Origin of the sequence: Mangrovibrevibacter kandeliae, assembly GCF_024519155.1 — a bacterium.
Lineage (GTDB): Bacteria > Pseudomonadota > Alphaproteobacteria > Rhizobiales > Rhizobiaceae > Mangrovibrevibacter > Mangrovibrevibacter kandeliae.
Genome location: NZ_JANIFJ010000001.1, coordinates 446,301 through 467,858, shown reverse-complemented (window position 1 = coordinate 467,858; position 21,558 = coordinate 446,301). Strand labels below are relative to the sequence as shown.

Annotated in this window: 20 protein-coding genes; 7 read left to right on the top strand and 13 right to left on the bottom strand. The window is 67.7% G+C overall.

The features are described 5' to 3' along the window. Positions 1 to 73 precede the first annotated feature (73 nt). Positions 74 to 589 (bottom strand): GNAT family N-acetyltransferase, encoded by a 516-nt coding sequence (locus NPA30_RS02210; RefSeq protein WP_256800693.1) that lies wholly within the window; start codon positions 587 to 589, stop codon positions 74 to 76. 301 nt (positions 590 to 890) lie between these two features. Here NPA30_RS02210 and NPA30_RS02205 point away from each other — a divergent pair, with 301 nt between their 5' ends. Further along, positions 891 to 1,877: a glutathione S-transferase family protein gene (locus tag NPA30_RS02205; RefSeq protein WP_256800692.1), complete on the top strand. Its 987-nt coding sequence runs from the start codon at positions 891 to 893 to the stop codon at positions 1,875 to 1,877. A gap of 102 nt (positions 1,878 to 1,979) precedes the next feature. Here the strand turns inward: NPA30_RS02205 and NPA30_RS02200 are convergent, their stop codons facing one another. After that, complete coding sequence (locus NPA30_RS02200) at positions 1,980 to 2,231, bottom strand: DUF3297 family protein (protein ID WP_256800691.1); 252 nt, start codon at positions 2,229 to 2,231, stop codon at positions 1,980 to 1,982. Between the two features lie 170 nt (positions 2,232 to 2,401). Between NPA30_RS02200 and NPA30_RS02195 the strand changes: the two genes are divergently transcribed. After that, positions 2,402 to 4,402 carry a putative bifunctional diguanylate cyclase/phosphodiesterase gene (locus tag NPA30_RS02195; RefSeq protein ID WP_256800690.1) on the top strand — a complete coding sequence of 667 codons (2,001 nt, stop codon included), beginning with the start codon at positions 2,402 to 2,404 and terminating at the stop codon, positions 4,400 to 4,402. A gap of 6 nt (positions 4,403 to 4,408) precedes the next feature. On the opposite strand, the gene NPA30_RS02190 is transcribed toward NPA30_RS02195, so the two are convergent. Further along, positions 4,409 to 4,849, bottom strand: coding sequence for an NUDIX domain-containing protein (locus NPA30_RS02190; RefSeq protein WP_256800689.1), 441 nt, complete (start codon positions 4,847 to 4,849; stop codon positions 4,409 to 4,411). A gap of 149 nt (positions 4,850 to 4,998) precedes the next feature. Between NPA30_RS02190 and NPA30_RS02185 the strand changes: the two genes are divergently transcribed. Further along, a complete protein-coding gene (locus NPA30_RS02185) occupies positions 4,999 to 5,961 on the top strand; it encodes a metallophosphoesterase family protein (RefSeq protein WP_256800688.1) in 963 nt (320 codons plus the stop codon). Positions 5,962 to 5,988: 27 nt separating this feature from the next. On the opposite strand, the gene NPA30_RS02180 is transcribed toward NPA30_RS02185, so the two are convergent. The 7 genes from NPA30_RS02180 to NPA30_RS02150 form a co-directional block, all read right to left on the bottom strand. Continuing rightward, entirely contained in the window at positions 5,989 to 6,603 is a 615-nt protein-coding gene (locus NPA30_RS02180; RefSeq protein WP_256800687.1) for a hypothetical protein, read from the bottom strand. Between the two features lie 108 nt (positions 6,604 to 6,711). Next, complete coding sequence (locus tag NPA30_RS02175) at positions 6,712 to 8,352, bottom strand: thiamine pyrophosphate-binding protein (protein WP_256800686.1); 1,641 nt, start codon at positions 8,350 to 8,352, stop codon at positions 6,712 to 6,714. Further along, a complete protein-coding gene (leuA, locus tag NPA30_RS02170; RefSeq protein WP_256801536.1) occupies positions 8,349 to 10,016 on the bottom strand; it encodes a 2-isopropylmalate synthase in 1,668 nt (555 codons plus the stop codon). The genes NPA30_RS02175 and leuA overlap by 4 nt, the downstream gene beginning before the upstream one ends. A 340-nt stretch (positions 10,017 to 10,356) precedes the next feature. Continuing rightward, positions 10,357 to 11,454, bottom strand: a complete 1,098-nt coding sequence (locus NPA30_RS02165; protein ID WP_256800685.1) for a sensor histidine kinase — start codon at positions 11,452 to 11,454, stop codon at positions 10,357 to 10,359. A 191-nt stretch (positions 11,455 to 11,645) separates the two neighbouring features. Further along, on the bottom strand, positions 11,646 to 12,524 hold the full coding sequence (locus NPA30_RS02160) for a cation diffusion facilitator family transporter (protein ID WP_256801535.1): 879 nt from the start codon (positions 12,522 to 12,524) through the stop codon (positions 11,646 to 11,648). 38 nt (positions 12,525 to 12,562) lie between these two features. Further along, the gene (locus tag NPA30_RS02155; protein WP_256800684.1) at positions 12,563 to 14,752 is read right to left on the bottom strand and encodes an anthranilate synthase; all 2,190 of its coding nucleotides are present in this window, start codon (positions 14,750 to 14,752) and stop codon (positions 12,563 to 12,565) included. Positions 14,753 to 14,976: 224 nt separating this feature from the next. Next, a complete protein-coding gene (locus NPA30_RS02150; protein ID WP_256800683.1) occupies positions 14,977 to 15,621 on the bottom strand; it encodes a glutathione S-transferase family protein in 645 nt (214 codons plus the stop codon). Positions 15,622 to 15,834: 213 nt separating this feature from the next. Between NPA30_RS02150 and NPA30_RS02145 the strand changes: the two genes are divergently transcribed. From NPA30_RS02145 to NPA30_RS02135, 3 genes are all read left to right on the top strand, one after another. Continuing rightward, positions 15,835 to 16,596 (top strand): amino acid ABC transporter substrate-binding protein, encoded by a 762-nt coding sequence (locus NPA30_RS02145; RefSeq protein ID WP_256800682.1) that lies wholly within the window; start codon positions 15,835 to 15,837, stop codon positions 16,594 to 16,596. Between the two features lie 91 nt (positions 16,597 to 16,687). Next, complete coding sequence (locus NPA30_RS02140) at positions 16,688 to 17,368, top strand: ABC transporter permease subunit (protein ID WP_256800681.1); 681 nt, start codon at positions 16,688 to 16,690, stop codon at positions 17,366 to 17,368. Continuing rightward, positions 17,365 to 18,108 carry an amino acid ABC transporter ATP-binding protein gene (locus NPA30_RS02135; protein ID WP_256800680.1) on the top strand — a complete coding sequence of 248 codons (744 nt, stop codon included), beginning with the start codon at positions 17,365 to 17,367 and terminating at the stop codon, positions 18,106 to 18,108. The genes NPA30_RS02140 and NPA30_RS02135 overlap by 4 nt, the downstream gene beginning before the upstream one ends. A gap of 5 nt (positions 18,109 to 18,113) precedes the next feature. On the opposite strand, the gene NPA30_RS02130 is transcribed toward NPA30_RS02135, so the two are convergent. From NPA30_RS02130 to NPA30_RS02120, 3 genes are all read right to left on the bottom strand, one after another. Then, positions 18,114 to 18,491, bottom strand: coding sequence for a hypothetical protein (locus NPA30_RS02130; protein ID WP_256800679.1), 378 nt, complete (start codon positions 18,489 to 18,491; stop codon positions 18,114 to 18,116). Between the two features lie 33 nt (positions 18,492 to 18,524). Further along, the gene (locus NPA30_RS02125; RefSeq protein ID WP_256800678.1) at positions 18,525 to 20,204 is read right to left on the bottom strand and encodes a formate--tetrahydrofolate ligase; all 1,680 of its coding nucleotides are present in this window, start codon (positions 20,202 to 20,204) and stop codon (positions 18,525 to 18,527) included. A gap of 330 nt (positions 20,205 to 20,534) precedes the next feature. Beyond that, positions 20,535 to 21,026: a MarR family winged helix-turn-helix transcriptional regulator gene (locus NPA30_RS02120; RefSeq protein ID WP_256800677.1), complete on the bottom strand. Its 492-nt coding sequence runs from the start codon at positions 21,024 to 21,026 to the stop codon at positions 20,535 to 20,537. A 95-nt stretch (positions 21,027 to 21,121) separates the two neighbouring features. On the opposite strand from NPA30_RS02120, the gene NPA30_RS02115 reads away from it, so the two are divergent. Further along, positions 21,122 to 21,496 (top strand): nuclear transport factor 2 family protein, encoded by a 375-nt coding sequence (locus tag NPA30_RS02115; protein ID WP_306228648.1) that lies wholly within the window; start codon positions 21,122 to 21,124, stop codon positions 21,494 to 21,496. The last annotated feature ends 62 nt before the right edge of the window (positions 21,497 to 21,558 follow it).

The following is a 21,558-nucleotide window of genomic DNA, read 5'->3' as shown; positions in this document are numbered from 1 at the left end:
TCCCCGTGTCCCTTCCGTTTCGGAAGGGTCGCAACTGCGGCGCCGCCCGTCCCTTGGACGCGCGGCGCCGTTTTTACGCCGAAACCTGCCGTCGCGGTTGCACCGCGCCTGCAAGTTCTGCCTCTGCACCCTCGACCAGCGGCAGCACCAGCACGCGCCGCTGATCCACCGGACCCGGCATCACGATCGTTCCAGGCGGCACCGGGCGATAGCCGAGCGGCTCGTAGTACGGGGGATCGCCGACGAGGAAGATCAGCCGCTCGCCCGCAGCGCGTGCCGCCCGCTCTGCGAGCCGCATCAGCGCCTTCCCCGCGCCCCGGTTCTTGAAGGAGGGGCGTACCGCGAGCGGTCCCAGCATCAGCGCGGGAACGTTGCCGATCGCGACCGGCGTCAGCCGCACCGAACCGATCACGGTGCCCTCGAACAGGGCGACGAAGGACAATGCAGCCGCGTGCGGCGCCATCTCACGCACGCGCTCGGCCGCGCGGGCGAAGCGCCCCGGCCCGAAGGCCTCGTCGGCGATCGCCTCGATCGCGGCAGAATGTTCGGGCGCCTCCGGCAGGAAGCGGACGTCGGACAGGAGAAACATGGGTGGATCCGAAGCGGCGGGCCGCCGCAGATCCCCGTAAAGATCAGCCGGCGACGGCAGTGGATGACAGGGTGGTCGCGAAGCGCCGCGGTCGTCGTCGGTCGTCGGACATCGCGCGCCTCCCAATCTCGTCGCAGATGATCGCTGTGCCCATAGCATTGCGAGGCTGTGCCGTCCATCCGCTCCGGTTGGGTGATTGGACGCGCGCCCCTCGTTGACGCAGCGTTCGCAGTTCCCGAGGCTGGAACGGCGGCGGTGGCATACGATGTTGTGGGCACTCCGGAACGGAAAGGCGGCGGCGATGGGACTTCTGGTCGATGGCAAGTGGCAGGACCAATGGTACGACACCAAGTCGACCGGCGGCAGCTTCAAGCGGACGACGACCGCCTTCCGGCGTTGGATCACGGCGGACGGCTCGCCCGGGCCCGAGGGGCAGGAGGCCGTCGCGGCGAGCCCGGACCGCTTTCACCTCTACGTGTCGCTCGCCTGCCCCTGGGCGCATCGCACGCTGATCGCGCGCAAGCTGAAGGCGCTGGACGCCGTCATCCCAGTGACGGTCGTCGACTACCTGATGGGCGACGAAGGCTGGATCTTCTCCGACCGCGAGGGAGCGACGCCTGACCCGCTCCTCGGTGCCGAGCGCCTCTACGAGGTCTATCTCAGAGCCGATCCGCACTTCACCGGCCGCGTCACCGTGCCCGTTCTCTGGGACAAGGCGGAAGGCACGATCGTCAACAACGAGTCCGCCGAAATCATCCGGATCTTCAACACGGCGTTCGACGCGTGGGGCGATCCGGCCGTCGATCTCTATCCTGAGCCGCAGCGCGAGGCGATCGATGCGATCAACGCGCGCATCTACGACGCGGTGAACAACGGCGTCTACAAATGCGGTTTCGCCACGACGCAAGAGGCCTATGAAGCGCCCTTCGAAGCGCTCTTCGCCATGCTGGACGAGTTGGAAGACCGGCTGTCGCGTCAGCGCTGGCTCGTTCCCGGCACAGCACCCACCGAGGCGGACTGGCGCCTCTTCACCACGCTGATCCGCTTCGACGCCGTCTATGTCGGCCACTTCAAGTGCAACCGCCGGCGGATCGCCGACTACCCCAACCTCTTCAATTACATGCTGGAGCTCTACCAGACGCCGGGCGTCGCGGAGACCGTGAACTTCCGGCATATCAAGGGCCACTATTACCAGAGCCACCGGATGATCAACCCGACCGGCATCGTGCCGCTCGGCCCGGAGCAGGACCTCGAGCAGCCGCACGACCGTGGCGGTCTTCCAGCCTGAAGGCCATGGCGGCGCTGGACCGGCGCCGCGCGGCGTCAAATTCGCCGCCGGCTGGACGGCGACCGTGTGTCGTCGGCCCAGCACGGTCTGTCGCCGCGCCGCTCAGGCCTCGGGAGCATCGTCCTTCAGAAACGGCTCCACCGGGCCCTTCAGCTTCAGCGTCAAGGGTCGGCCCTTGCGGTCGAGCGTCTTGCCCGCCGCGACGCGGATCCAGCCCTCGCTGACGCAGTACTCCTCGACGTTGGTCTTCTCGACACCCTTGAAGCGGATGCCGATGCCCCGCTCCAGCAGCTCCGCGTCGTGGAAGGGGCTGGTCGGGTCGGTCGACAGTCGATCCGGCAGATCGTCATGCATGGCAGGCTCCGATTGTCTGGTCGAGGCTTCTTAAATGGGGGCGCCAGACCTGCCAAGCCGCACACGCTTCGTTCACTCCCACGCACGATGTGCGTGCGTCTTAACAATTCCGAAGCTGTCGAAGGCCCATCACTGAGCCTATCGGGCACACGATGCGACACGGACTTCAAATGACGACCGTCCTGCCGGAACATCGACCGGAACTGCTGAAGGCGCAGGCAGTCGCGTTCACGCGGCAAGTGCCGCTGATGTACTTCATTCTCGTCGCCAGCACGCTCGGCGTCGCCGTCACGCACTTCAACACGGCGCCGATCGCGCTGACGCTGATCTTTCCGTCGGTTTTGTGTGCGCTGTGTCTCTTTCGCCTGTTCGGCTGGCACCGCCGCCGCAACCAGCCGGACGGCGATGCCGAAGCGGTGCGGCTGCTGCAACGCACGATGCCTCTCGCCGTCGTCTTCGGCGTCGGCTTCACCGGCTGGGCGCTCAGCCTCTATCCCTACGGGAACGCCTACGCCCAGGCGCACGTCGCCTTCTACATGGCGATCACCATCATCGGATGCATCTTCTGTCTGATGCATCACCGCGAGGCGGCGCTGATCCTGACCGTGGTGTCGGTGCTGCCGATGGCCATCTTCTTCGCCAGCACCGGCAATCCGGTCTTCATCGCCATCTCGGTGAACACGCTCCTCGTCGCGGTGGCGATCGTCTACGTCGTCCTCCAGCAGTTTCGCGATTTCCAGGCCCTCGTTTCCTCCCGCCTGACGCTCGAGGCGCGGCAGGCCGAAACCGAGCGCCTCAGCGGAGAGAATTTCCGCCTCGCCAACCTGGATGGCCTGACCGGCCTGCCGAATCGTCGCCACTTCTTCGCCCATCTCGAAAAGGTCACCGCCAGGGCGCAGGCGTCCGGCACCCGCTTCGCGGTCGGCGTGTTCGACCTCGACGGCTTCAAGCCGGTGAACGACGCCTATGGCCACGTTGCGGGTGACCGCGTCCTGGTGGAAACCGGACGACGGCTGAGCGGCGCCGGCGGAGACGGCATCTTCGTCGCCCGCCTCGGCGGCGACGAGTACGGCATCGTGATCGAGCGCGACATCTGCGACGCCGACCTCGCCGCGCTGGGGGCCTCGCTCTGCGACTCCCTGCGCGAGCCCTATGTGATGCCCGGCTTTGCCGCCCGTGTGTCCGGATCGCTCGGGCTCGCGACCTTTCCCGAAGCCGCGCCGACCGCCGAGCTTCTCTACGAGCGGGCCGACTACGCCCTCTACTTTGCCAAGGAAAACGGCCGCGGCGCACCGGCGATCTTCTCGCAGGAGCACGAGAACAAGATCCGCCAGTCGAGCCGCATCGAGCAGGCCCTGCGCCACGCCGATCTCGAGCGCGAGCTCGAACTCGCCTTCCAGCCGATCGTCGACACCGAAACCGGCAACACCATCAGCTTCGAGGCGCTCGCACGATGGACGAGCCCGACGCTGGGGCGGGTGTCGCCGGCCGACTTCATTCCCGTGGCCGAGCGCTCCGGGCTCGTCACCCAGCTGACGCCGATGCTGTTGAAGCAGGCTCTGGCGACTGCGCAGCAATGGCCGGAGCCGATCCACCTCTCGTTCAACCTCTCCACGATGGATCTGGCGTCGGACGACCAGGTGAGCACGCTCATCGCCATCATCCAGGAGGGCGGCTTCCCGCCCGCGCGGATCGACCTGGAGATCACCGAAACCGCGGTCATGCGCGACTTCGAGCAGGCCACACGCTCGTTGCGCCGGCTGAAGGAGCTCGGCGTCGGGCTCGCGCTCGACGACTTCGGCACTGGCCAGTCGAGTCTCAGCTACGTCCACCGCCTGCCGCTGCAGAAGCTGAAGATCGACCGCAGCTTCGTCATCGGCCTCGCCCAGCACGGCACCAGCCGCGACGTCGTCAAGACGATCGTCGATCTCTGCCGAAACCTCGCGCTGAACTGCGTGGTGGAGGGCGTCGAGAGCCCGGAGCAGCTCCTGATGCTCCGCGCCCTCGGCTGCCGGGCCGTGCAGGGCTATCTCTTCGCCCGACCGATGCCGTCGAACGAGATCGCAGGCTACCTTGCCGGAGCGCGCGACCACCATGCCGCGGGCCCCGTTCCGACGGCTGTCGCACCGGACGAGGCGGCGATGCCCCTGGCCTCCCGCGCCGTCTGGTGATCGGGTTCACCAGAAGAGCGGCCGGCCGTCGGTGACGTCGAGCTCGCTCAGCCGTCGCCGCGTGGCCGGCGTCGTGCCCTCCGGCAGGGCGTCGCGCGAGAAGAACCCGCTTTCGGCGATCTCCCTGTCGGGACGCTTCGGCTCTCCCTGCCGAAAAGCGCCGCAGCGGTAGAGCAGCACGTGATCGCGCCGCGAGGCGTTGCGGTTCAGGTAGACCCCCAGGAGTCGAGGCGGCTCCACAAGCTCGATGTTGCCCTCCTCCTCGAGCTCGCGCCGGAGCGCCGTCTCCGCCGGTTCGTCCGGCTCGACACCGCCGCCCGGTAGATACCAGCCGTCGACATAGGTGTGGCGCACGAGGAAGATCCGGCCATCGCCGTGGGTGACAATCCCCCGCACGCCGAGCGTCAGCGGCCGGCTGAGAAGATGATAGAGATGCAGCGCGCGCAACAGCGGCGACGGCTTGCGGCCCCCCGGCGTGGTCGAAGCCTCAAAACGCCTCTCTCTGCCGCCTCCGCTGCCCGACCACCGCACGCTCACGCGTCGTCACCCGGCCGATGCGGTTCCATGTCACTGCAAAGCGCCCTACCATTCACAGGATGTTCAAGCTCGCTCATCTCTCCGATATCCATCTCGGCCCGCTTCCGGACCTCTCGCTGCGCGAGCTTGCCTCAAAGCGCGTCACCGGCTTCGTCAACTGGCACCGCAACCGCAGCCGGACGATGTTCGGCGACGTTCTCACGCGCCTCGTCAACGACATGAAGGGTCAGTGCCCCGACCATGTCGCCGTCACGGGCGACCTCGTCAACCTGGCGACCCGCCAGGAGATCACCGCGGCCAGGCTCTGGCTCGAAAGCCTCGGATCGGCGCAGGACGTGTCGCTCGTTCCGGGCAACCACGACGCCTATGTGCCCGGCGCGCTCAAGCGGGTCAGCCACGAGTGGCACGCCTACATGATCGGCGACAATCCGCTGACGGCGATCGAACGCGCCTTCCCCTACCTGCGGGTGCGCGGCAACGTCGCGCTCTTCGGTGTCTCGAGTGCCGAGGCGACCGCGCCCTTCCTTGCGACGGGAACGTTCCGGCGCGGCCAGGCGATCGCACTCGCCCGCCTGCTCGAAAGCTGCCGCTCGACCGGCCACTTCCGCGTCGTGATGATCCACCACCCGCCGGTGATCGGGGCGGCGGCCTGGAGCAAGCGCCTGATCGGCAAGCAGCTCTTCTCCAAGCTGATCCGCGAGATCGGCGCCGATCTCGTCCTGCACGGTCACACCCATCTCGACACGCTGCACTGGCTGCCGGGGCCGGACGGGACCATGGTACCGGTCGTCGGCGTGCCCTCCGCCAGCCAGAGCGCCGGTGCCGAGAAGCCGGCGGCACGCTACAATCTCTTCGAGATCGAGGGCGAGCCGCACCGCTGGACGCTCACCCAGCGCGAGCGCGGCGAGCGGCCGGACGGCTCCGGCATCGACTGGATCCGCGAGCGGGTGATCGAACGAGCGGGGCGACTGATCGACATCCGCCCGCATGTCGATGCGCCACAGGCGCAAATGGAGACATGAGGGGCGCGCGTCTGCCCCGCCGCCGCATCAGTTGAGCGTGAAGCCCCGCCAGGCCGCGATCGCGAACAGGGCGCCTGCGCCGACCACGACGCCGATCATCAGCCAGGTCAATGCGACCACGAACTCCGAGGCTCGCGCAGCGCCGGCCTTGCGGCGCAGCGGCGCGTCGTCGCTGACGACCGCGTGTCGCTCGCGATCGGCGATCCGGGTGGAGATGCCGTCGGTCACGGCATAGGCACGGTCGCGCTCCACGATCCGCTCGGCGACGTAGTCCGTCACGCGGTCGGCGATGATGCGCACGTCGTCCGACTCGGCGAGCACCACACGCCCGATGCGCGTCTCGCGCAACAGGCGATAGGTCCGCCGGTCACGGGCCATCGAGACATGCGCCGTACCGTCCACCCAGTACCGCGGCTGCGGGCCGCGCGCGAGCATGAAGTCGAAGAGGTCGTCCTCGCTCGGCACCTCCTCGGTGACCGGCTGGAGCACTTCCGCGAGGATTTCCAGACGCGCGAGGTCGGCTTCCCGGATGTCGATGACCACGTCGGAGCGATGCGCCGCCGAAATCTTGGCGGCGCGAACCGCATCGGTCAGCCGACGGGCGCCGCCGAGCGACGCGATGTTGTGGCTCCCCTCGCCCATGACGGCCTCGGATTCACTGAACTTAACAAGACGTTAAATTATAGACCCGACCAGGCGGTGTCGGCCAGACCCTTCCAGGCGCCGTCAACAGCGATGTTGCGCCGATGCTCAGTCCAGCCGGCGGGCCGGCGTGATCTGACGCGGATCGGTCTTCAGGTGCAGGACCGCAGGGCGTCCGCTCGCAAGCGCCGCCGCAAAGGCGGCGGGAAAGTCGCTGCTGCGGGAGACCGTCGCGGCAAAGGCGCCGTAGCTCGCAGCCAGCGCGGCGAAATCGGGATTGACGAGCCCGGTCGACGAGACGCGTCCGGGATAGCGCTGCTCCTGATGCATGCGGATGGTGCCGTACTGGCCGTTGTCGGCGATCAGCACGACGACGGCGGCCCCCGTCTGGCACGCAGTGCCCAGTTCCTGCCCGGTCATCTGGAAGCAGCCGTCGCCGGCAAAGCAGATCACCGGCCGGTCGGGATGCCGCAATTTGGCGGCGATCGCCGCCGGCAGGCCGTAGCCCATCGAGCCGGAGGTCGGCGCGAGCTGCGTGCCGTAGCCGCCGAAGCGGTGGAAGCGGTGCAGCCAGCTCGCATAGTTGCCGGCGCCGTTGGTGAGGATCGCCGCGTCCGCCGGAAGTGCGCCCCGCAGATGCGCCATCACCGCGCTCATGTCGGCGAAGTCCGGAGTTTCCGCGGGGCGCGGCTCCGACCACTCCAGGTAGTCGCGGTGCGCCGCGTTGGTCTCGGCCGCCCACCGCGGTGTGGCCGAGGGTGCAAGATCCGCTGCGGCCGCCGCGAAGCTCACGGGATCGGCTTGGATGGCAAGCCTCGGGGTGTAGACGCGGCCGAGTTCACCTGCGTTGACCAGGACCTGGACCAGCCTCTGGCGCGGCTCCGGCACGTCGAACAGCGTGTAGCCCTGGCTCGGCACTTCGCCGAGCCGCGCGCCGACCGCCAACACCAGATCGGCCTCGGCGATGCGCGTCTTCAGCTTCGGCGAAATGCCGAGGCCGACGTCGCCGGCATAGTTCCGATGGTCATGCGCAAACAGCATCTGCCGCCGGAACGAGCAGGCGACCGGCAGGCTCCAGCGCTCGGCGAAGGCGCGGATGTCGGCGACCGCCGCAGACGTCCAGCGCGAGCCGCCGAGAATGACGACCGGCCGCTCCGCGGCCTCAAGCAGCCGCCGGAGCTCGTCCATCGCGTGCGGTGACGGCGGCACCGGCGCCGGCTCCATCCGGACGGGCACGTCGCAATCGACTTCGCCGGACAGGGCGTTCTCCGGCAGCGCCACCACCACCGGGCCTGATGCGCCCTCCATCGCGATGGCGAAGGCCTGCTCGATCAGGTCCGGCAGCTCGGCCGCTTCCGCGGCTTCGAACACCGCCTTGGCCATGCCGCCGAACAACCGGTCGTAGTCAACCTCCTGGAACGCCCCGCGGCCACGGAAGCGGGTCGGAACCTGCCCGACGAAGAGGATCATCGGCGTCTGGTCGTGGCTCGCGACATGAATGCCGGACGCGGCGTTCGTCGCACCCGGCCCGCGCGTGACGAACGCGATGCCCGGCCGGCCGGTGAGTTTGCCGTCCGCCTCCGCCATCATCGCGGCGCCGCCCTCCTGCCGGCAGACGACCGTCTCGATCGCGCTGCCGAGCAACGCGTCGAGAACCGGCAGGTAGCTCTCGCCGGGCGTGCAGAAGACGCGATCGACGCCCTGCGCCTCGAGCGCCTTCACCACGATCTCGCCGCCCGCCAGCCTCACTTGGAGAGGATCCGGTTGGCGGCCGAGACGATGCCCTGCAGCGAAGCCGTCACGATGTTCTTGTTGATCCCGACGCCGAAGATCCGCCCGCCCGCATGCTCCATCTCGACGTAGGACACGGCGCTCGCGTTCGATCCCCGCTGGAGGGAGTGCTCGGAGTAGTCGGCGACGGCCATCTCGAGTCCGAGATGGCGCGACAGGGCATCGACGAAGCCGTCGATCGGGCCGGTGCCGGTGCCGGCGATCTTGGTCTCGACGCCGTTGTCGATGATCGTCGCTTCGATGATCCGCTCGCCCCGCACGTCGGGGTTGGGCAGGGTGTGGTGATCGAAGAAGCGCAGCCGGCCCTGCGGCTGGTCGACATAGGTCTCGAGAAAGCGCTCGTGGATGCGCTTGACCGGCATCTCGGTCCCCTCCTCGTCGGTGATCCGCTGGATCTCCTCGCGGAACTCGATCTGCAGGTTGCGCGGCAGGTTCAGCCCGTAGTCCTGCTGGAGGACGTAGGCGATGCCGCCCTTGCCGGACTGCGAGTTGATGCGGATGATCGCCTCGTAGGTTCGCCCGACGTCCTGCGGGTCGATCGGCAGGTAGGGCACCTCCCAGGTCTCGGCGTTGGCGCTGCGCCGCGCCTTCATGCCCTTGTTGATGGCGTCCTGGTGCGAGCCGGAGAAGGCGGTGTAGACGAGCTCGCCGACATAGGGGTGGCGCTCGGGGATGCGCAGCTGGTTGCAGTACTCGTAGACGTCCTTGATCTTCGTGATGTCGGAGACGTCGAGCTGCGGATCCACCCCTTGGGTGAACATGTTGAGCGCCAGCGTGACGATGTCGACGTTGCCGGTCCGCTCGCCGTTGCCGAACAGCGTGCCCTCGACACGGTCGGCGCCCGCCAGAAGGCCGAGTTCGGTCGCCGCGATCGCCGTGCCGCGGTCGTTGTGCGGATGCAGCGACAGGATGATGTTGTCGCGGTCGTCGAGGTTGCGGCTCATCCATTCGATCTGGTCGGCATGGATGTTCGGCGTCGACATCTCGACGGTCGCCGGCAGGTTGAGGATCAGCTTGTTGTCGGGCGTCGGCCGGACGATCTCGGTGACCGCGTTGCAGATCTCCAGCGCGAAGTCGAGCTCGGTGCCGGTGAAGCTCTCGGGTGAATACTCGAACCGATAGCCGCCGCCGGCCTTGGCCGCCATGTCGGTGATCATCCTGGCCGCGTCGACCGCGATCTGCTTGATCCCGGCCCGGTCCTTCTGGAACACCACCCGGCGCTGCAGCTCGCTGGTCGAGTTGTAGAAGTGGACGATCGGCCGGTGCGCGCCCTCGAGCGATTCGAAGGTCCGCGCGATCAGCTCGGGCCGGCACTGCACCAGCACCTGCAGCGACACGTCGGCCGGCACCTCGCCCTCTTCCACGCACCAGCGGGCGAAGTCGAAGTCGGTCTGGGAGGCCGACGGAAAGCCGATCTCGATCTCCTTGAAACCCATCGCCTTGATGAGCCGGAACATGCGCGCCTTGCGGTCGTGCCCCATCGGATCGACGAGCGCCTGATTGCCGTCGCGCAGATCGACCGAGCACCAGATCGGTGCGGTCTCGATGCGCTTCGACGGCCAGGTGCGATCGCCGAGATCGACCGCCGGGTAGGGCTGGTACTTGCGCGGCGCCTGGGCCATGCCACTGGCGGCCGTCTGCGCGGACGTGGGACTTGCGGACATCGGAAAAACCTTCGCAACTCGCCTGGAGCGGCCCGTCCAGTCTCGGATCAGGCCCGCGTCATCCAGGATTTGTGGATCGGAGTAAAGCGAAAGGGGCTTCGGGCGTGGCAAGGCGACCGGCTCGACCGCCAGACGCCCCTCGTGTCAACGGGTCCGACGGCCGCCGCTAAGGCTGAGAAGCAGGCCGAGGCCGAGAAGCGCGCAGGGAGACGCGGCCGCATCGCGCGGCGCGATCATCGACATCCGGGGGTCGTGGCGCGTCATCATGGGCGCCACAATACCCGAACCGGATCAAGGTTCAAGCCGGCGTCGGTGCGGAATCCTCATCCGGCAGCACGAAGCGGACCACCGCCACCGCGCCACCCTCGTTCCGCAGCGCGACGTCGCCGCGCAGCTGCTGGGTGAGCGAGGCGATGATGCGCATGCCGAGATTGCCGGTGTTCTCCACCGAAAACCCGTCCGGCCAGCCCGGCCCGTCGTCCGAGACGGAAAAGCGGATCGGCGTCCCCTCCACCTCGGCCACGCCGTCCGCCGCATCGCGCCGCAGGTCCACCCTGAGGACCCCGCGCCGCGCCCCGGCAAAGCCGTGCTCGACGGCATTGGCGATGAGCTCGGTCGCGATCAGCCCCAGAGGCACCGCCAGATGCGCCGGCACCCGCACCGGCTCGGCCTCGACCCTGTAGGTCACGTGCCCCGCGTCGGAGGCGCGCAGCAGGTCCGCCCCAAGGCTCTCCAGATAAGGACCGAACTCGACGCTCTGGCGCGAGGGATCGTAGAGCTGGCGCTGGATCTTGGCGACGAGGTTGACGCGCGCGGCGGCCTGGGCAAGCGCGGCCGCAGCCTCGCCGCCGAGGCCGCGGGCCTGCGCCGAGAGCATGGAGGAGATGACCGCGAGATTGTTCGAGACGCGGTGCTGCATCTCCTTAAACAGCGTGTCGCGCTCGGCAGCGAAGCGCGCCGCCGTCTCGCGCTCCTCGCGCAGCCGGTCGGTCACCTGGTGCATCCAGTGGATCAGCGACACGTCGACCGTGACGATCACCACGTAGAAGACGAGCGCCGTCGCCGCGCCGGGGTTGAGTCCGAAAGAGTCGAAGGGCGGGATGAAGAAGTACCAGGCGCACAGGCCGCTCGCCGCGGCGACGACGACGCCCGGTGCGCGTCCGCCGAAGAAGGCGGTGAGAATGACCGCAGGAAAGAAGGTCAGGTACGGGAAGCCGGCCGGCAGGAGATCGTCGGTCCAGAACCGCAGCGACAGGCCAAGTGCGAAGGCGACGGCAGCCAGGCTCCAGCGCCGCCGCGGGCAGTTGCGGATGCGGTCCGTGCTGGCGAACAGCTTGTAGGCGACCCAGAGCGGGCGAGACTGCGCTGCGCCGTCCGGCTTGAAGCTGTTCTGCATCGACCCCTTTCACTCGGCCCCGGGCTTCCGCACGAACAGACCCGACCCTTCCCCAACATCCCGCGCGGTGCGGCAGCTTTTCGCACCTGCCTAACGATCTTAACCGAATTAAGGAGAGCCGGTAGCGGAACGGTGTGTCGTTTCGGATACCCTCAAGGAGTGTTCGCCAACCGAATGCGGGTCGGAGGGCTCTACAGCACCGGGACGCCGACCTGCTTGGCTTCGTCCTCCGGCTCGACATGGATGGTCACGCGTGAACTCTCGAAGGCGGCGTGCAGGGCGTCCTCGATCCGGTCGCAGATGGCATGGGATATTCCGACCGTCATCGCGCTCGGCACCACGAGATGGAATTCGATGAACATCGCGCGGCCGGCGAGCCGGGTCTTCAGATCGTGCACCTCGATCGCCCCATCGGCATTGGCCGAGATCACCTCGCGAACCCGCACCTCCTCCTGCGGGTCGATCGCCTGATCCATCAGGCTGCTCAGCGAGGTCGTCACCACCAGCCAGCCCTCGCGCAGGATGTTGACGGCGACGAGGGCCGCGAGGAGCGGGTCGAGGATCGCCCAGCCGGTCAACGCCGCGATCAGCAGGCCCACGAGGACGCCCACCGAAGTCACCACGTCCGCCAGGATGTGCCGCCCGTCGGCGGTCAGCGCCGGCGAGCGTCGGCTCGCACCGGTGCGCAGCAGAAAGAGCGCCCAGCCGAAGTTCAGGATGGTGGCGACGCCGTTGATCGCGAGCCCCGCCAGAGGCGTGTCGAGGCCGCGCGGGTTCTCGATCGCACTCCACGCCTCGCGCAGGATCAGGAGCGCGGCGACGACGATCAGAACGCCTTCAACGACTGCCGAAAAGTACTCCGCCTTGTGATGCCCGAAGGGGTGATCCTTGTCTGCCGGCTTGTAGCTGACGGTGATCGCCCAGAGCGCGATCACCCCGGTGATGACGTTGACGATCGACTCCAGCGCATCCGACAGGAGCGCGATCGAACCGGTCTCGAGATAGGCGGCGTACTTCAGTCCCATGACGAGGAGCGCCACGGCGATGCTCGCCATGGCGATCCGCTGCATCAGCGCGGCCTTCCCGTGCGGCTTTGACGACAGCTTGCTCACGCGGCCTTTTCGCGCGCACGGCGCGCCAGATGCGCGACGATGTTCTCGATCATCCTGAGGCCGGCCTGGCCGCCGAGGCTCATGATGGACTCCGGATGGAACTGCACGGCCGCCACCGGCTCGCTGCGGTGCTCGAACGCCATGACGACGCCGTCCTCGGTCTCGGCCGTCACCTCGAAGTCCTTCGGCAGGCGCACCGGGTCGGCGAAGATCGAATGATAGCGCCCGACCGTGACCTCGTTCGGCAGGCCCGAGAAGATGATGCCGGGATTGCTGACGCGGATGCGCGACGGCTTGCCGTGCACCGGCACGTGCAGCTGGCGCAGCGTGCCGCCATAGGCCTCGGCGAGCGCCTGCAGGCCGAGGCAGACGCCGAAGATCGGCGTGCCGCGCTTGCGCGCCACTGCGATCGTGCCCTTGCAGTCGAAGTCGGACGGGTTGCCCGGCCCCGGCGACAGCACCACGAGATCCGGCGCGACGCGATCGAAGATCTCGGCCGGCACCGGCGTGCGCACGGTCGAAACCTCCGCGCCGGTCTGGCGGAAGTAGTTGGCGAGCGTGTGCACGAAGGAGTCCTCATGGTCGACGAGGAGGATCTTCAGCCCCTCGCCCACATTGGCGCCCGTCCGCTCGCGCTCGCCCGCGTTGGGCGTGCCCGCCTCGCGGATCGCCGAGCGCATGGCCGAGGCCTTGAGTTCGGTCTCGGCCTCCTCCTCCTCCGGATTGGAGTCGTAGAGCAGGGTGGCGCCGGCCCGCACCTCGGCGATCCCGTCCTTGAGGCGGATGGTCCGCAACGTCAGGCCGGTGTTCATGTCGCCGTTGAAGTGGATCATGCCGACCGCGCCGCCATACCAGGCGCGCGGGCTCTTCTCGTTCTTTTCGATGAAGCGCATCGCCCAGAGCTTCGGCGCACCGGTCACCGTGACCGCCCAGGCGTGGCTGAGAAAGGCGTCGAAGGCGTCCATCCCCTCGCGCAGCCGGCCCTCGATGTGGTCGACCGTATGGATCAGGCGCGAATACATCTCGATCTGCCGCCGGCCGATCACCCGCACCGAGCCCGGCTCGCAGACCCGGCTCTTGTCGTTGCGGTCGACGTCGGAGCACATCGTCAGCTCCGACTCGTCCTTCTTGGAGTTGAGCAGCTTCAGGATCTGCTCGGAGTCGGAGATGGCATCGTCGCCGCGCTTGATCGTGCCGGAAATCGGGCAGGTCTCCACCCGCCGGCCGTTGACCCGCACGAACATCTCGGGCGAGGCGCCGATCAGGAACTCGTTGCCGCCGAGATTGATGAAGAACGAGTAGGGCGAGGGATTGATTGCCTTCAGCCGCTTGGAAATCTCCGATGGCCGCCCCTCCGCGCGCTCGTAGAAGGTCTGGCCGGGGACGACCTCGAAGAGGTCGCCGCGCATGAACTTCTCCTTGGCCCGGCGTACCAGCTCGGCGTATTCGCCGGGCTTGTGGTCGCCGCGCGGCGGGATACGGTCGGCATGAACGAACGGCGCGTCGCTGCCGCCGCCGGCAAGCCCCGCGGTCGTCCGGCCGCCTCTGGCAAAGTCGAAGCGCTCGACATAGGCGGTCGCCGTATAGTGGTCGACCATCAGCACCTCGTCCGGCAGGAACAGGACGAGATCGCGCTGATCGCCGGGACGTGGCAGCGTCTCCTCGACCGGATCGAACTGGAAGGCGAGGTCGTAGCCGAAGGCGCCGTAGAGGCCGAGCACCTCGTCCTCGGCCGCCTTGAAGAGGGCGGTGATTGCGCGCAGCACCGAGAACACCGTGGGAACCCGCGAGCGCTCCTCTTCGGTGAAGGCGCGGTCGGGCCGTTTGACCGTCAGCTCGAGGCGCTGAGCGGCAACGCTCATTTCCGCAACGTCCTCGTGTCCGTCCAGCGCCTCGGAGACGAAGCCGAGCAGCACCTCGCCGCGCGGGTTCTGGGCCTCGATGGTCACGCTGCGCGCCGCCGAGGTCAGCACCAGCGGCGGATCGACGATCGCCGTGTCCCAGCGGGTGTAGCGACCGGGGTATTCGTAGTTGGAGGAAAACACCGCACCGAGCCGGGTGTTCAGCCGCTCGACATAGGGATCGATGGCGCCTGCATAAGGCACCGGATCCCGTCGCCGGGTCACGGCGATGCCGCCTGCCGTCACGTAGCACTCGGCGCCGCTATCGAGCCGTTCCAAAGCCATGGTTCCGCTTCCTCCGAACATCCGCCCGGACCGACCGGCGCCGCAAACGAAAAAGGCCGCCGGAGGTGATCCGTAGCGGCCCTTTCACTCGAACGCGCGCGTCAGTGCGAGGCCGCTACAAGCGGACCCACCACCAGCCATTCAGGTTGCGCGCGATCGACATGGTGAAAGCGATACCCCGACTTGACGGGAAGGGCAATGGCCTTCGACGAACGACCTGAGGCTCAGGCGACGGAGGGTGGTTGCGTCGCCTCCGCGATCAGCGCCTCGTCGATGGCAGTCGCGCGCCCGTAGGCGGGCCGCTCCGTCAGCCGACTTACGTAGCGCTCGAAGCTCGGCCGCTTGTCCATGATGCCGAAGGCCATGGTCCAGTTGAGCAGGGCGCCCAGGCAGAGGTCGGCGGCCGTGAAGCGGTTGCCGGCGACGTAGTCCGTGCCCGAGAGCAGCTGGTCGAGCGTCTCGACCATGTCCTCGTAGCAGCCATAGCCGACCATGCCGCGGCGCTCGCTCGGAACGCTGACGCCGAGCGCCTTGTCGATCAGCGCATACTCGACCGGCCCGGCGCTGAAGAACAGCCAGCGGTAATAGGGACCGCGCGCCGGATCGCTCGCGGTTGGCGCAAGGCCCGCCTCCGGAAAGGCGTCGGCGAGATAGGCGCAGATCGCCGCAACCTCGGTCACGACCGTAGCGCCGTGCCGGATCGCCGGCACCTTGCCCATCGGGTTCACCGCTCGGTATTGCGCCGTCTTCATCGGCGGGCCGAAGTCGAGCACCTCCGCCCGATAGGGCTGCCCGACCTCCTCCAGCATCCAGCGCACCGTCCGCGCGCGCGACTTCGGATTGGTGTAGAAAACGATCTCCTCGGCCATGACCCGGTCCTCCTCCGCTACGCGCTCGGACCTAGCACGGCGCCGCGCGGCGGCGAAGCTCCGGGAGAGTAGCTTCGATCAATGAGGCTGCCCCTAGCGATGCTCCAGGAACGCAAATCCCTCATCGCCCTGAGCGGGAGAATTCCGTTCCTTGGAAACGCCGAGAGTCCGGCCGATCTAGGCGGCAACGATCACCACTCGAAGGCTCTCGCCATGACCCGTCTCCTCGCCGCCCTCACCCTCGCCCTTCTCGCCAGCGCACCCGCCCTCGCCGGCAGCCTCGCCGACGTCAAGGCGGCGGGCACCCTGCGTATCGGCACCGAGGGCACCTATGCCCCCTTCACCTTTCACGACCAGAGCGGCAAGCTCGTCGGCTTCGACGTCGAGATCGGCGAGGCGATCGCCAAGCGGCTTGGCGTCAAGGCAGAGTTCGTCGAGGGCAAGTGGGACGGCCTGATCGCCGGCCTCGGCGCCGACCGCTACGACGCAGTGATCAACCAGGTCGGGATCACCGCCGAGCGCAAGCAGCGCTTCGACTTCTCCGACCCCTACATCACCTCCAAGGCCGTGCTGGTCGTCAAGAACGACGACGCCGCCATCACGAGCTTCGACGACCTGAAGGGCAAGCGGGCCGCCCAGTCGCTGACCTCGAACTACGGCCGCATGGCCGAGGCGGCCGGCGCCTCGCTCGTCGCCACCGAGGGCTTCGACCAGTCGATCCAGCTCGTCCTCACCGGACGCGCCGACGCCACCATCAACGACAGTCTCTCCTTCCTCGACTTCAAGAAGCACCAGCCGAATGCGCCGGTGAAGGTCGTGGCGAGCCGCGAGGACGGCGCGCCGTCGGGCGTCATCGTCCAGAAGGACAACCCCGAGCTCGTCGCCGCGATCAACGCGGCGCTGAAGGACATCAAGTCCGACGGCACCTACCAGAAGATCGCCGACGCCTATTTCGGCGAGGACGTCTCGCAGTAAGCGGCAGAACGCCTAGTTCGATCCTGACCGCGGGCGGCGCGCATGGTGCCGCCCGCGGAAAATCCGTGTTCCGCGTCGCGAGAGATCTGCCGTGCCCGACTGGCTGCAACTGATGCTGACCTCGCTCTGGCCGCTGGTCCGCGCCGGTCTGATCTTCACCGTGCCGCTGGCGATCCTGTCCTTCGTGTTCGGACTTCTGGTCGGCCTCCTGACGGCCGTCACGCGCCTGTTCGCGCCGGGGCCGCTCGCCGCGATCGCGATCTTCTATGTCTGGATCATCCGCGGCACGCCGCTGCTGGTACAGCTCTTCGTCATCTTCTACGGCCTGCCGAGCGCCGGCATCCTGATCGACGCCTTCCCGGCGGCGTTGATCGGCTTCACCCTCTCGGTCGGCGCCTACACCTCTGAGATCATCCGCGCCGCGCTGACCTCCATCAACAAAGGTCAGTGGGAGGCGGCCTACTCGATCGGCATGACGACCCGCCAGGCGATGACCCGCACGATCCTGCCGCAGGCGACGCGCGTCGCCGTGCCGCCGCTCGGCAACTCGTTCATCTCGCTCGTGAAGGACACCTCGCTCGCCGCGGCGATCACCGTGCCGGAGCTGTTCCAGCAGGCGCAGCGCATCGTCGCCGTCACCTACGAGCCGCTGATCCTCTACATCGAGGCGGCGCTCATCTACCTCGTCTTCTCTTCGGTGCTCTCGGTGCTGCAGAGCCGGCTGGAGCAGACCTTCGGCCGCTATGGCGGCTTCATGGAGCGCGCCCGATGATCCGTCTCTCCGGCATCGAGAAGCGATTCTCCGGCAACACCGTTCTGAAGGGCGTCGACCTCGTCGTCGCCAAGGGCGCGGTGACGGCGCTCATCGGCCCGTCCGGCAGCGGCAAGTCGACCCTCCTGCGCTGCGCCAACCTGCTCGAGATCCCAGAGCGCGGCACGGTCGAACTCGGCGACGTCAGCCTGACCTTCGGCGAGACCCGCCGCCCGTCACAGACCGACATCCTGAAGCTGCGCCGGCGCACCGGCATGATCTTCCAGAACTTCCAGCTCTTCCCGCACCGCCGCGTGGTGGAAAACGTGATGGAAGGTCTCGTCACCGTGCAGAAGTGGCCGAAGGAGCGCGCCCGTGCGCGGGCGATGGAGCTCCTGACCAAGGTCGGCATGGCCGAGAAGGCCGAGGCATGGCCGGCGACGCTGTCCGGCGGGCAGCAGCAGCGCGTCGCGATCGCCCGCGCGCTCGCGCCCTCGCCGGCGCTGATCCTCTGCGACGAACCGACCTCCGCGCTCGATCCGGAACTCGCGACGGAGGTGGTCGACACGCTGCGCAGCCTCGCCGCCGAAGGCGCGACCATGCTGATGGCGACGCACGATCTCCGGCTCGCGCGCAGCGTCGCGCAGCACGTCGCCTTCCTCGAGGGCGGCGAGATCGTCGAGCACGGCGCGCCCGATCAGCTGTTCGGCGCGCCGCAGGAGCCGCGCACGCAGCGCTTCATCCAGAGCCTCGGGGCGTAAGCTACTTATCCACCCAAGGCGGTAGTAGCACCGCCTATCAGGCCGCCGACGAAAGCGCCAATTCTGCCATACGCTTCGCTGGATAGATTGCCTCGTTCAACTTCTGATCTAACGGTCTTGCAATTCTCAAACTTTTGACTTTCTACGGCTGCGATACCTGCTCCAGTAAGCTGCACAAATACATAATCACCCGACACTAATTCCGCACCAACCCGAATCAAGCCTTCATCTTTGAGAAATGACATGACGTCGCGAAATAGAATTCTGTCTACTTCTTGCTCGAAATCATGGGCGTGTAGCGGGATCTTCCGCAATCCAGCCTTGATCAGCTTCTCAAAGACTCTACCGATCAGCTCAAACGAAGCATCTAATTCTGATGCCATGCCATTTCTCCATGAAGAGATTGAGCCTCTACATCAGAACAGCCCTTCGATCTGCCCGTCCTCGTTGAGGTAGATCCGCTCTGCCGATGGGCGGCGCGGCAGGCCGGGCATCGTCAGCGTGTCGCCGCAGATCGCAACGACGAAGCCGGCACCGGCCGAGAGGCGGACCTCGCGCACCGGCACGGTGTGGCCGCTCGGCGCCCCGAGCAGCGTCGGGTCGGCCGAGAAGGAGTATTGGGTCTTCGCCATGCAGACCGGCAGGTCGCCGTAGCCCTCCGCCTCCCAGGTCTGCAGCTGGTCGAGCACCGCCGGCCCGATCGAAACGCCGGCCGCGCCATAGATCTCGCGCGCCACGGTCTCGATTTTTTCGGCGAGCGGCATCCGGTCCGGATAGAGCGGCGCGAACGCGGCCTCGCCGGCATCGGCGAGTTCGGCCACGCGGCGCGCCAGCTGTTCGATGCCTGCCGACCCCTCGGCCCAGTGCCGGCACAGGAAGACCTCCGCGCCGAGGCCGGCGACATAGGCCTGCACCGCCTCGATCTCGGCCGGAGTGTCGGAGACGAAGTGATTGATCGCCACCACCACCGGCACGCCGAACTTGCGGATGTTGCCGATGTGGCGGCCGAGATTGACGCAGCCGGCCGTGACCGCCGCGACGTCCTCGCGGCCGAGCTCGCTCTTGGCGACGCCCCCGTTCATCTTCAGCGCGCGCACGGTCGCCACGAGCACGGTCGCCGCCGGCCTCAGCCCGGCCTTGCGGCACTTGATGTCGAAGAACTTCTCGGCCCCGAGATCGGCGCCGAAGCCCGCCTCGGTGACGACGTAGTCGGCCAGCTTCAGCCCCGCCTTCGTGGCGACGACCGAGTTGCAGCCATGCGCGATGTTGGCGAAGGGGCCGCCATGCACGAGCACCGGGGTGTTCTCGATGGTCTGCACGAGATTCGGCAGCATCGCGTCCTTGAGAAGCACGGCCATCGCTCCGTCCGCCTCGATATCCTTGGCGAAGACCGGCGTCTTGTCCCGGCGATAGGCGACGATCATGTCGCCGAGTCGCCGCTGCAGGTCGGCAAGGTCGGTGGCGAGGCAGAGGCACGCCATCACCTCGGAGGCGACGGTGATGTCGAAGCCGCCCTGACGCGGGAAGCCGTTGCCGACCCCGCCGAGAGAGAGGACGACGTCGCGCAGCGCCCGGTCGTTCATGTCGACGACCCGCCGCCAGACGAAGCGCCTGACGTCGATACCCTGCTCGTTGCCCCAATGGATGTGATTGTCCACCATGGCGGCCAGGAGATTGTGCGCGGCCGTGATGGCGTGGAAATCGCCGGTGAAGTGGAGGTTCAGGTCCTCCATCGGCACGACCTGCGCATGTCCGCCGCCGGCCGCGCCGCCCTTCACGCCGAAGCAGGGTCCAAGCGACGGCTCGCGCAGGCAGATCGCGACCTTGCGGCCGATGCGGCTGAGGCCGTCGCCGAGCCCGACGGTCGTCGTCGTCTTGCCCTCGCCGGCCGGCGTCGGGTTGATCGCGGTGACGAGGATGAGCTTGCCGTTCGCGCGCTCGCCGAGCGAGCGGATGAACCCGGCGTCGAGCTTGGCCTTGTCGCGGCCGTAAGGGATCAGCGCGTCGTCCGGAATGCCGAGCATCGCGCCGACCTCCCCGATCGGCCGCTTCTGCGCCGCGCGCGCAATCTCGATGTCCGACTTGATCCCCGTCATTCCGCGCCCTTCGCTCCCGATCTGCGACCGGCGGGACCATAGCGGTTTGCCCAATCGACGCCAAACGGTGCGCGTCGAATAGCCGTGAATGAACGGAAAGACCCGGGCGTGGGAGAGCGCCCGGGTCTCATGTCGAACATCTGCGACGCTTGGGAGGACACATCGACCGTTTCGACCGCAGGCATCGCGAGAAGGGTCAGGGAGGAAGGACCCATGTCCACGTCGGCCTGCAGGAACACTCCCGCACCGAGGGCTGTCGCGAGGCTTGTGAGCTCATTGCGCGCAGTTGTGCGGGCTCACGGCGCCGGCCCGGGAGCCATCCTGTTCACCTCACGCATCGTCGGCCGGTGCGCCTCCGCCGCGCCCGCCCGCAGCCTGCGGTTCGGCGCCTGCAATTTGGTCGAGATTGGCGATCACCCGCTGCAGCATCGCCACGAACTGCGCCGCCTCGGCGTCGCTGAAGCCGGCCAGCGCCTCACGGTTGCCGGCGAGCAGCGCCGCGATGGCGTCCGGCAGGCGGTCTTCGGCGGTCTCGGCCAGCGCGACGCGGCTGCTTCGCCGGTCGGCGGGATCGGGCGTGCGTCGGATGAGGCCGTCGCGCTCCATCCGAGCCAGCATCTGCGCCATCGGCGGCTGCTCGGTCCGCGCGAAGCGGGCAAGATCGCGCTGCGTGTTCGCCACACCCTCCCGCAGGGCCACCAGCACCGGCAGATGCCCGATCCCGAAGCCGAGCGGCTTCAGCCTCGCCTCGCTCAGCCGGGCGAACCCCCGCTGCGCCAACGTGATCAGATGTCCCGGCGTTGCCAGCACCACGAGATCCATGGGTCCCCCTTGTAAGCCGCCTCGGCATAATACATATGCACATATGTAACTTCTGGTCCGCCGACGCAAATGCGGACACAGCCGGAGACCCTATCATGGATGCCGAAACCGATCTCCTCAACCGCCTCTACCGGCGCTTCAACGCGCGCGACATCGACGGCGTCCTGGCCGACCTCGCCGACGACGTCGCCTGGGCCAACGGCATGGACGGCGGCCACGTCCAGGGCCACGAAGGGATCCGGGACTACTGGACCCGGCAGTGGTCGATGGTCGATCCGCACGTCGAGCCCGTCGGCTTCACCCGCCGCGCCGACGACGTCGTCGTGGCCGAGGTCCTGCAGACGATCCGCGACCTCGAGGGCAATCCGCTGGAGGGTCAGACGCACGGGCTGAAGGACAAGACCGTCCTGCACGTCTTCCGCTTCAGGAACGGCAAGGTCGCGCGCTTCGACATCGAGGAGACCGCCTGAGGCAGGCCTCTCGCCGAGCCACCCAGGATCGGGGATGGCGGCGACCGCCGCCATCCGCCGCT

Bases quoted from the DNA above. Each gene is read 5' to 3' on its own strand.
- NPA30_RS02210 (WP_256800693.1), bottom strand. From the start codon at position 589: ATGTTTCTCCTGTCCGACGTCCGCTTCCTGCCGGAGGCGCCCGAACAT.
- NPA30_RS02145 (WP_256800682.1), top strand. From the start codon at position 15,835: ATGACCCGTCTCCTCGCCGCCCTCACCCTCGCCCTTCTCGCCAGCGCA.
- NPA30_RS02180 (WP_256800687.1), bottom strand. From the start codon at position 6,603: ATGGGCGAGGGGAGCCACAACATCGCGTCGCTCGGCGGCGCCCGTCGG.
- NPA30_RS02185 (WP_256800688.1), top strand. From the start codon at position 4,999: ATGTTCAAGCTCGCTCATCTCTCCGATATCCATCTCGGCCCGCTTCCG.
- NPA30_RS02130 (WP_256800679.1), bottom strand. From the start codon at position 18,491: ATGGCATCAGAATTAGATGCTTCGTTTGAGCTGATCGGTAGAGTCTTT.
- leuA (WP_256801536.1), bottom strand. From the start codon at position 10,016: ATGGCCCAGGCGCCGCGCAAGTACCAGCCCTACCCGGCGGTCGATCTC.
- NPA30_RS02125 (WP_256800678.1), bottom strand. From the start codon at position 20,204: ATGACGGGGATCAAGTCGGACATCGAGATTGCGCGCGCGGCGCAGAAG.
- NPA30_RS02135 (WP_256800680.1), top strand. From the start codon at position 17,365: ATGATCCGTCTCTCCGGCATCGAGAAGCGATTCTCCGGCAACACCGTT.
- NPA30_RS02150 (WP_256800683.1), bottom strand. From the start codon at position 15,621: ATGGCCGAGGAGATCGTTTTCTACACCAATCCGAAGTCGCGCGCGCGG.
- NPA30_RS02160 (WP_256801535.1), bottom strand. From the start codon at position 12,524: ATGCAGCGGATCGCCATGGCGAGCATCGCCGTGGCGCTCCTCGTCATG.
- NPA30_RS02205 (WP_256800692.1), top strand. From the start codon at position 891: ATGGGACTTCTGGTCGATGGCAAGTGGCAGGACCAATGGTACGACACC.
- NPA30_RS02200 (WP_256800691.1), bottom strand. From the start codon at position 2,231: ATGCATGACGATCTGCCGGATCGACTGTCGACCGACCCGACCAGCCCC.
- NPA30_RS02115 (WP_306228648.1), top strand. From the start codon at position 21,122: ATGGATGCCGAAACCGATCTCCTCAACCGCCTCTACCGGCGCTTCAAC.
- NPA30_RS02195 (WP_256800690.1), top strand. From the start codon at position 2,402: ATGACGACCGTCCTGCCGGAACATCGACCGGAACTGCTGAAGGCGCAG.
- NPA30_RS02155 (WP_256800684.1), bottom strand. From the start codon at position 14,752: ATGGCTTTGGAACGGCTCGATAGCGGCGCCGAGTGCTACGTGACGGCA.
- NPA30_RS02165 (WP_256800685.1), bottom strand. From the start codon at position 11,454: ATGCAGAACAGCTTCAAGCCGGACGGCGCAGCGCAGTCTCGCCCGCTC.
- NPA30_RS02120 (WP_256800677.1), bottom strand. From the start codon at position 21,026: ATGGATCTCGTGGTGCTGGCAACGCCGGGACATCTGATCACGTTGGCG.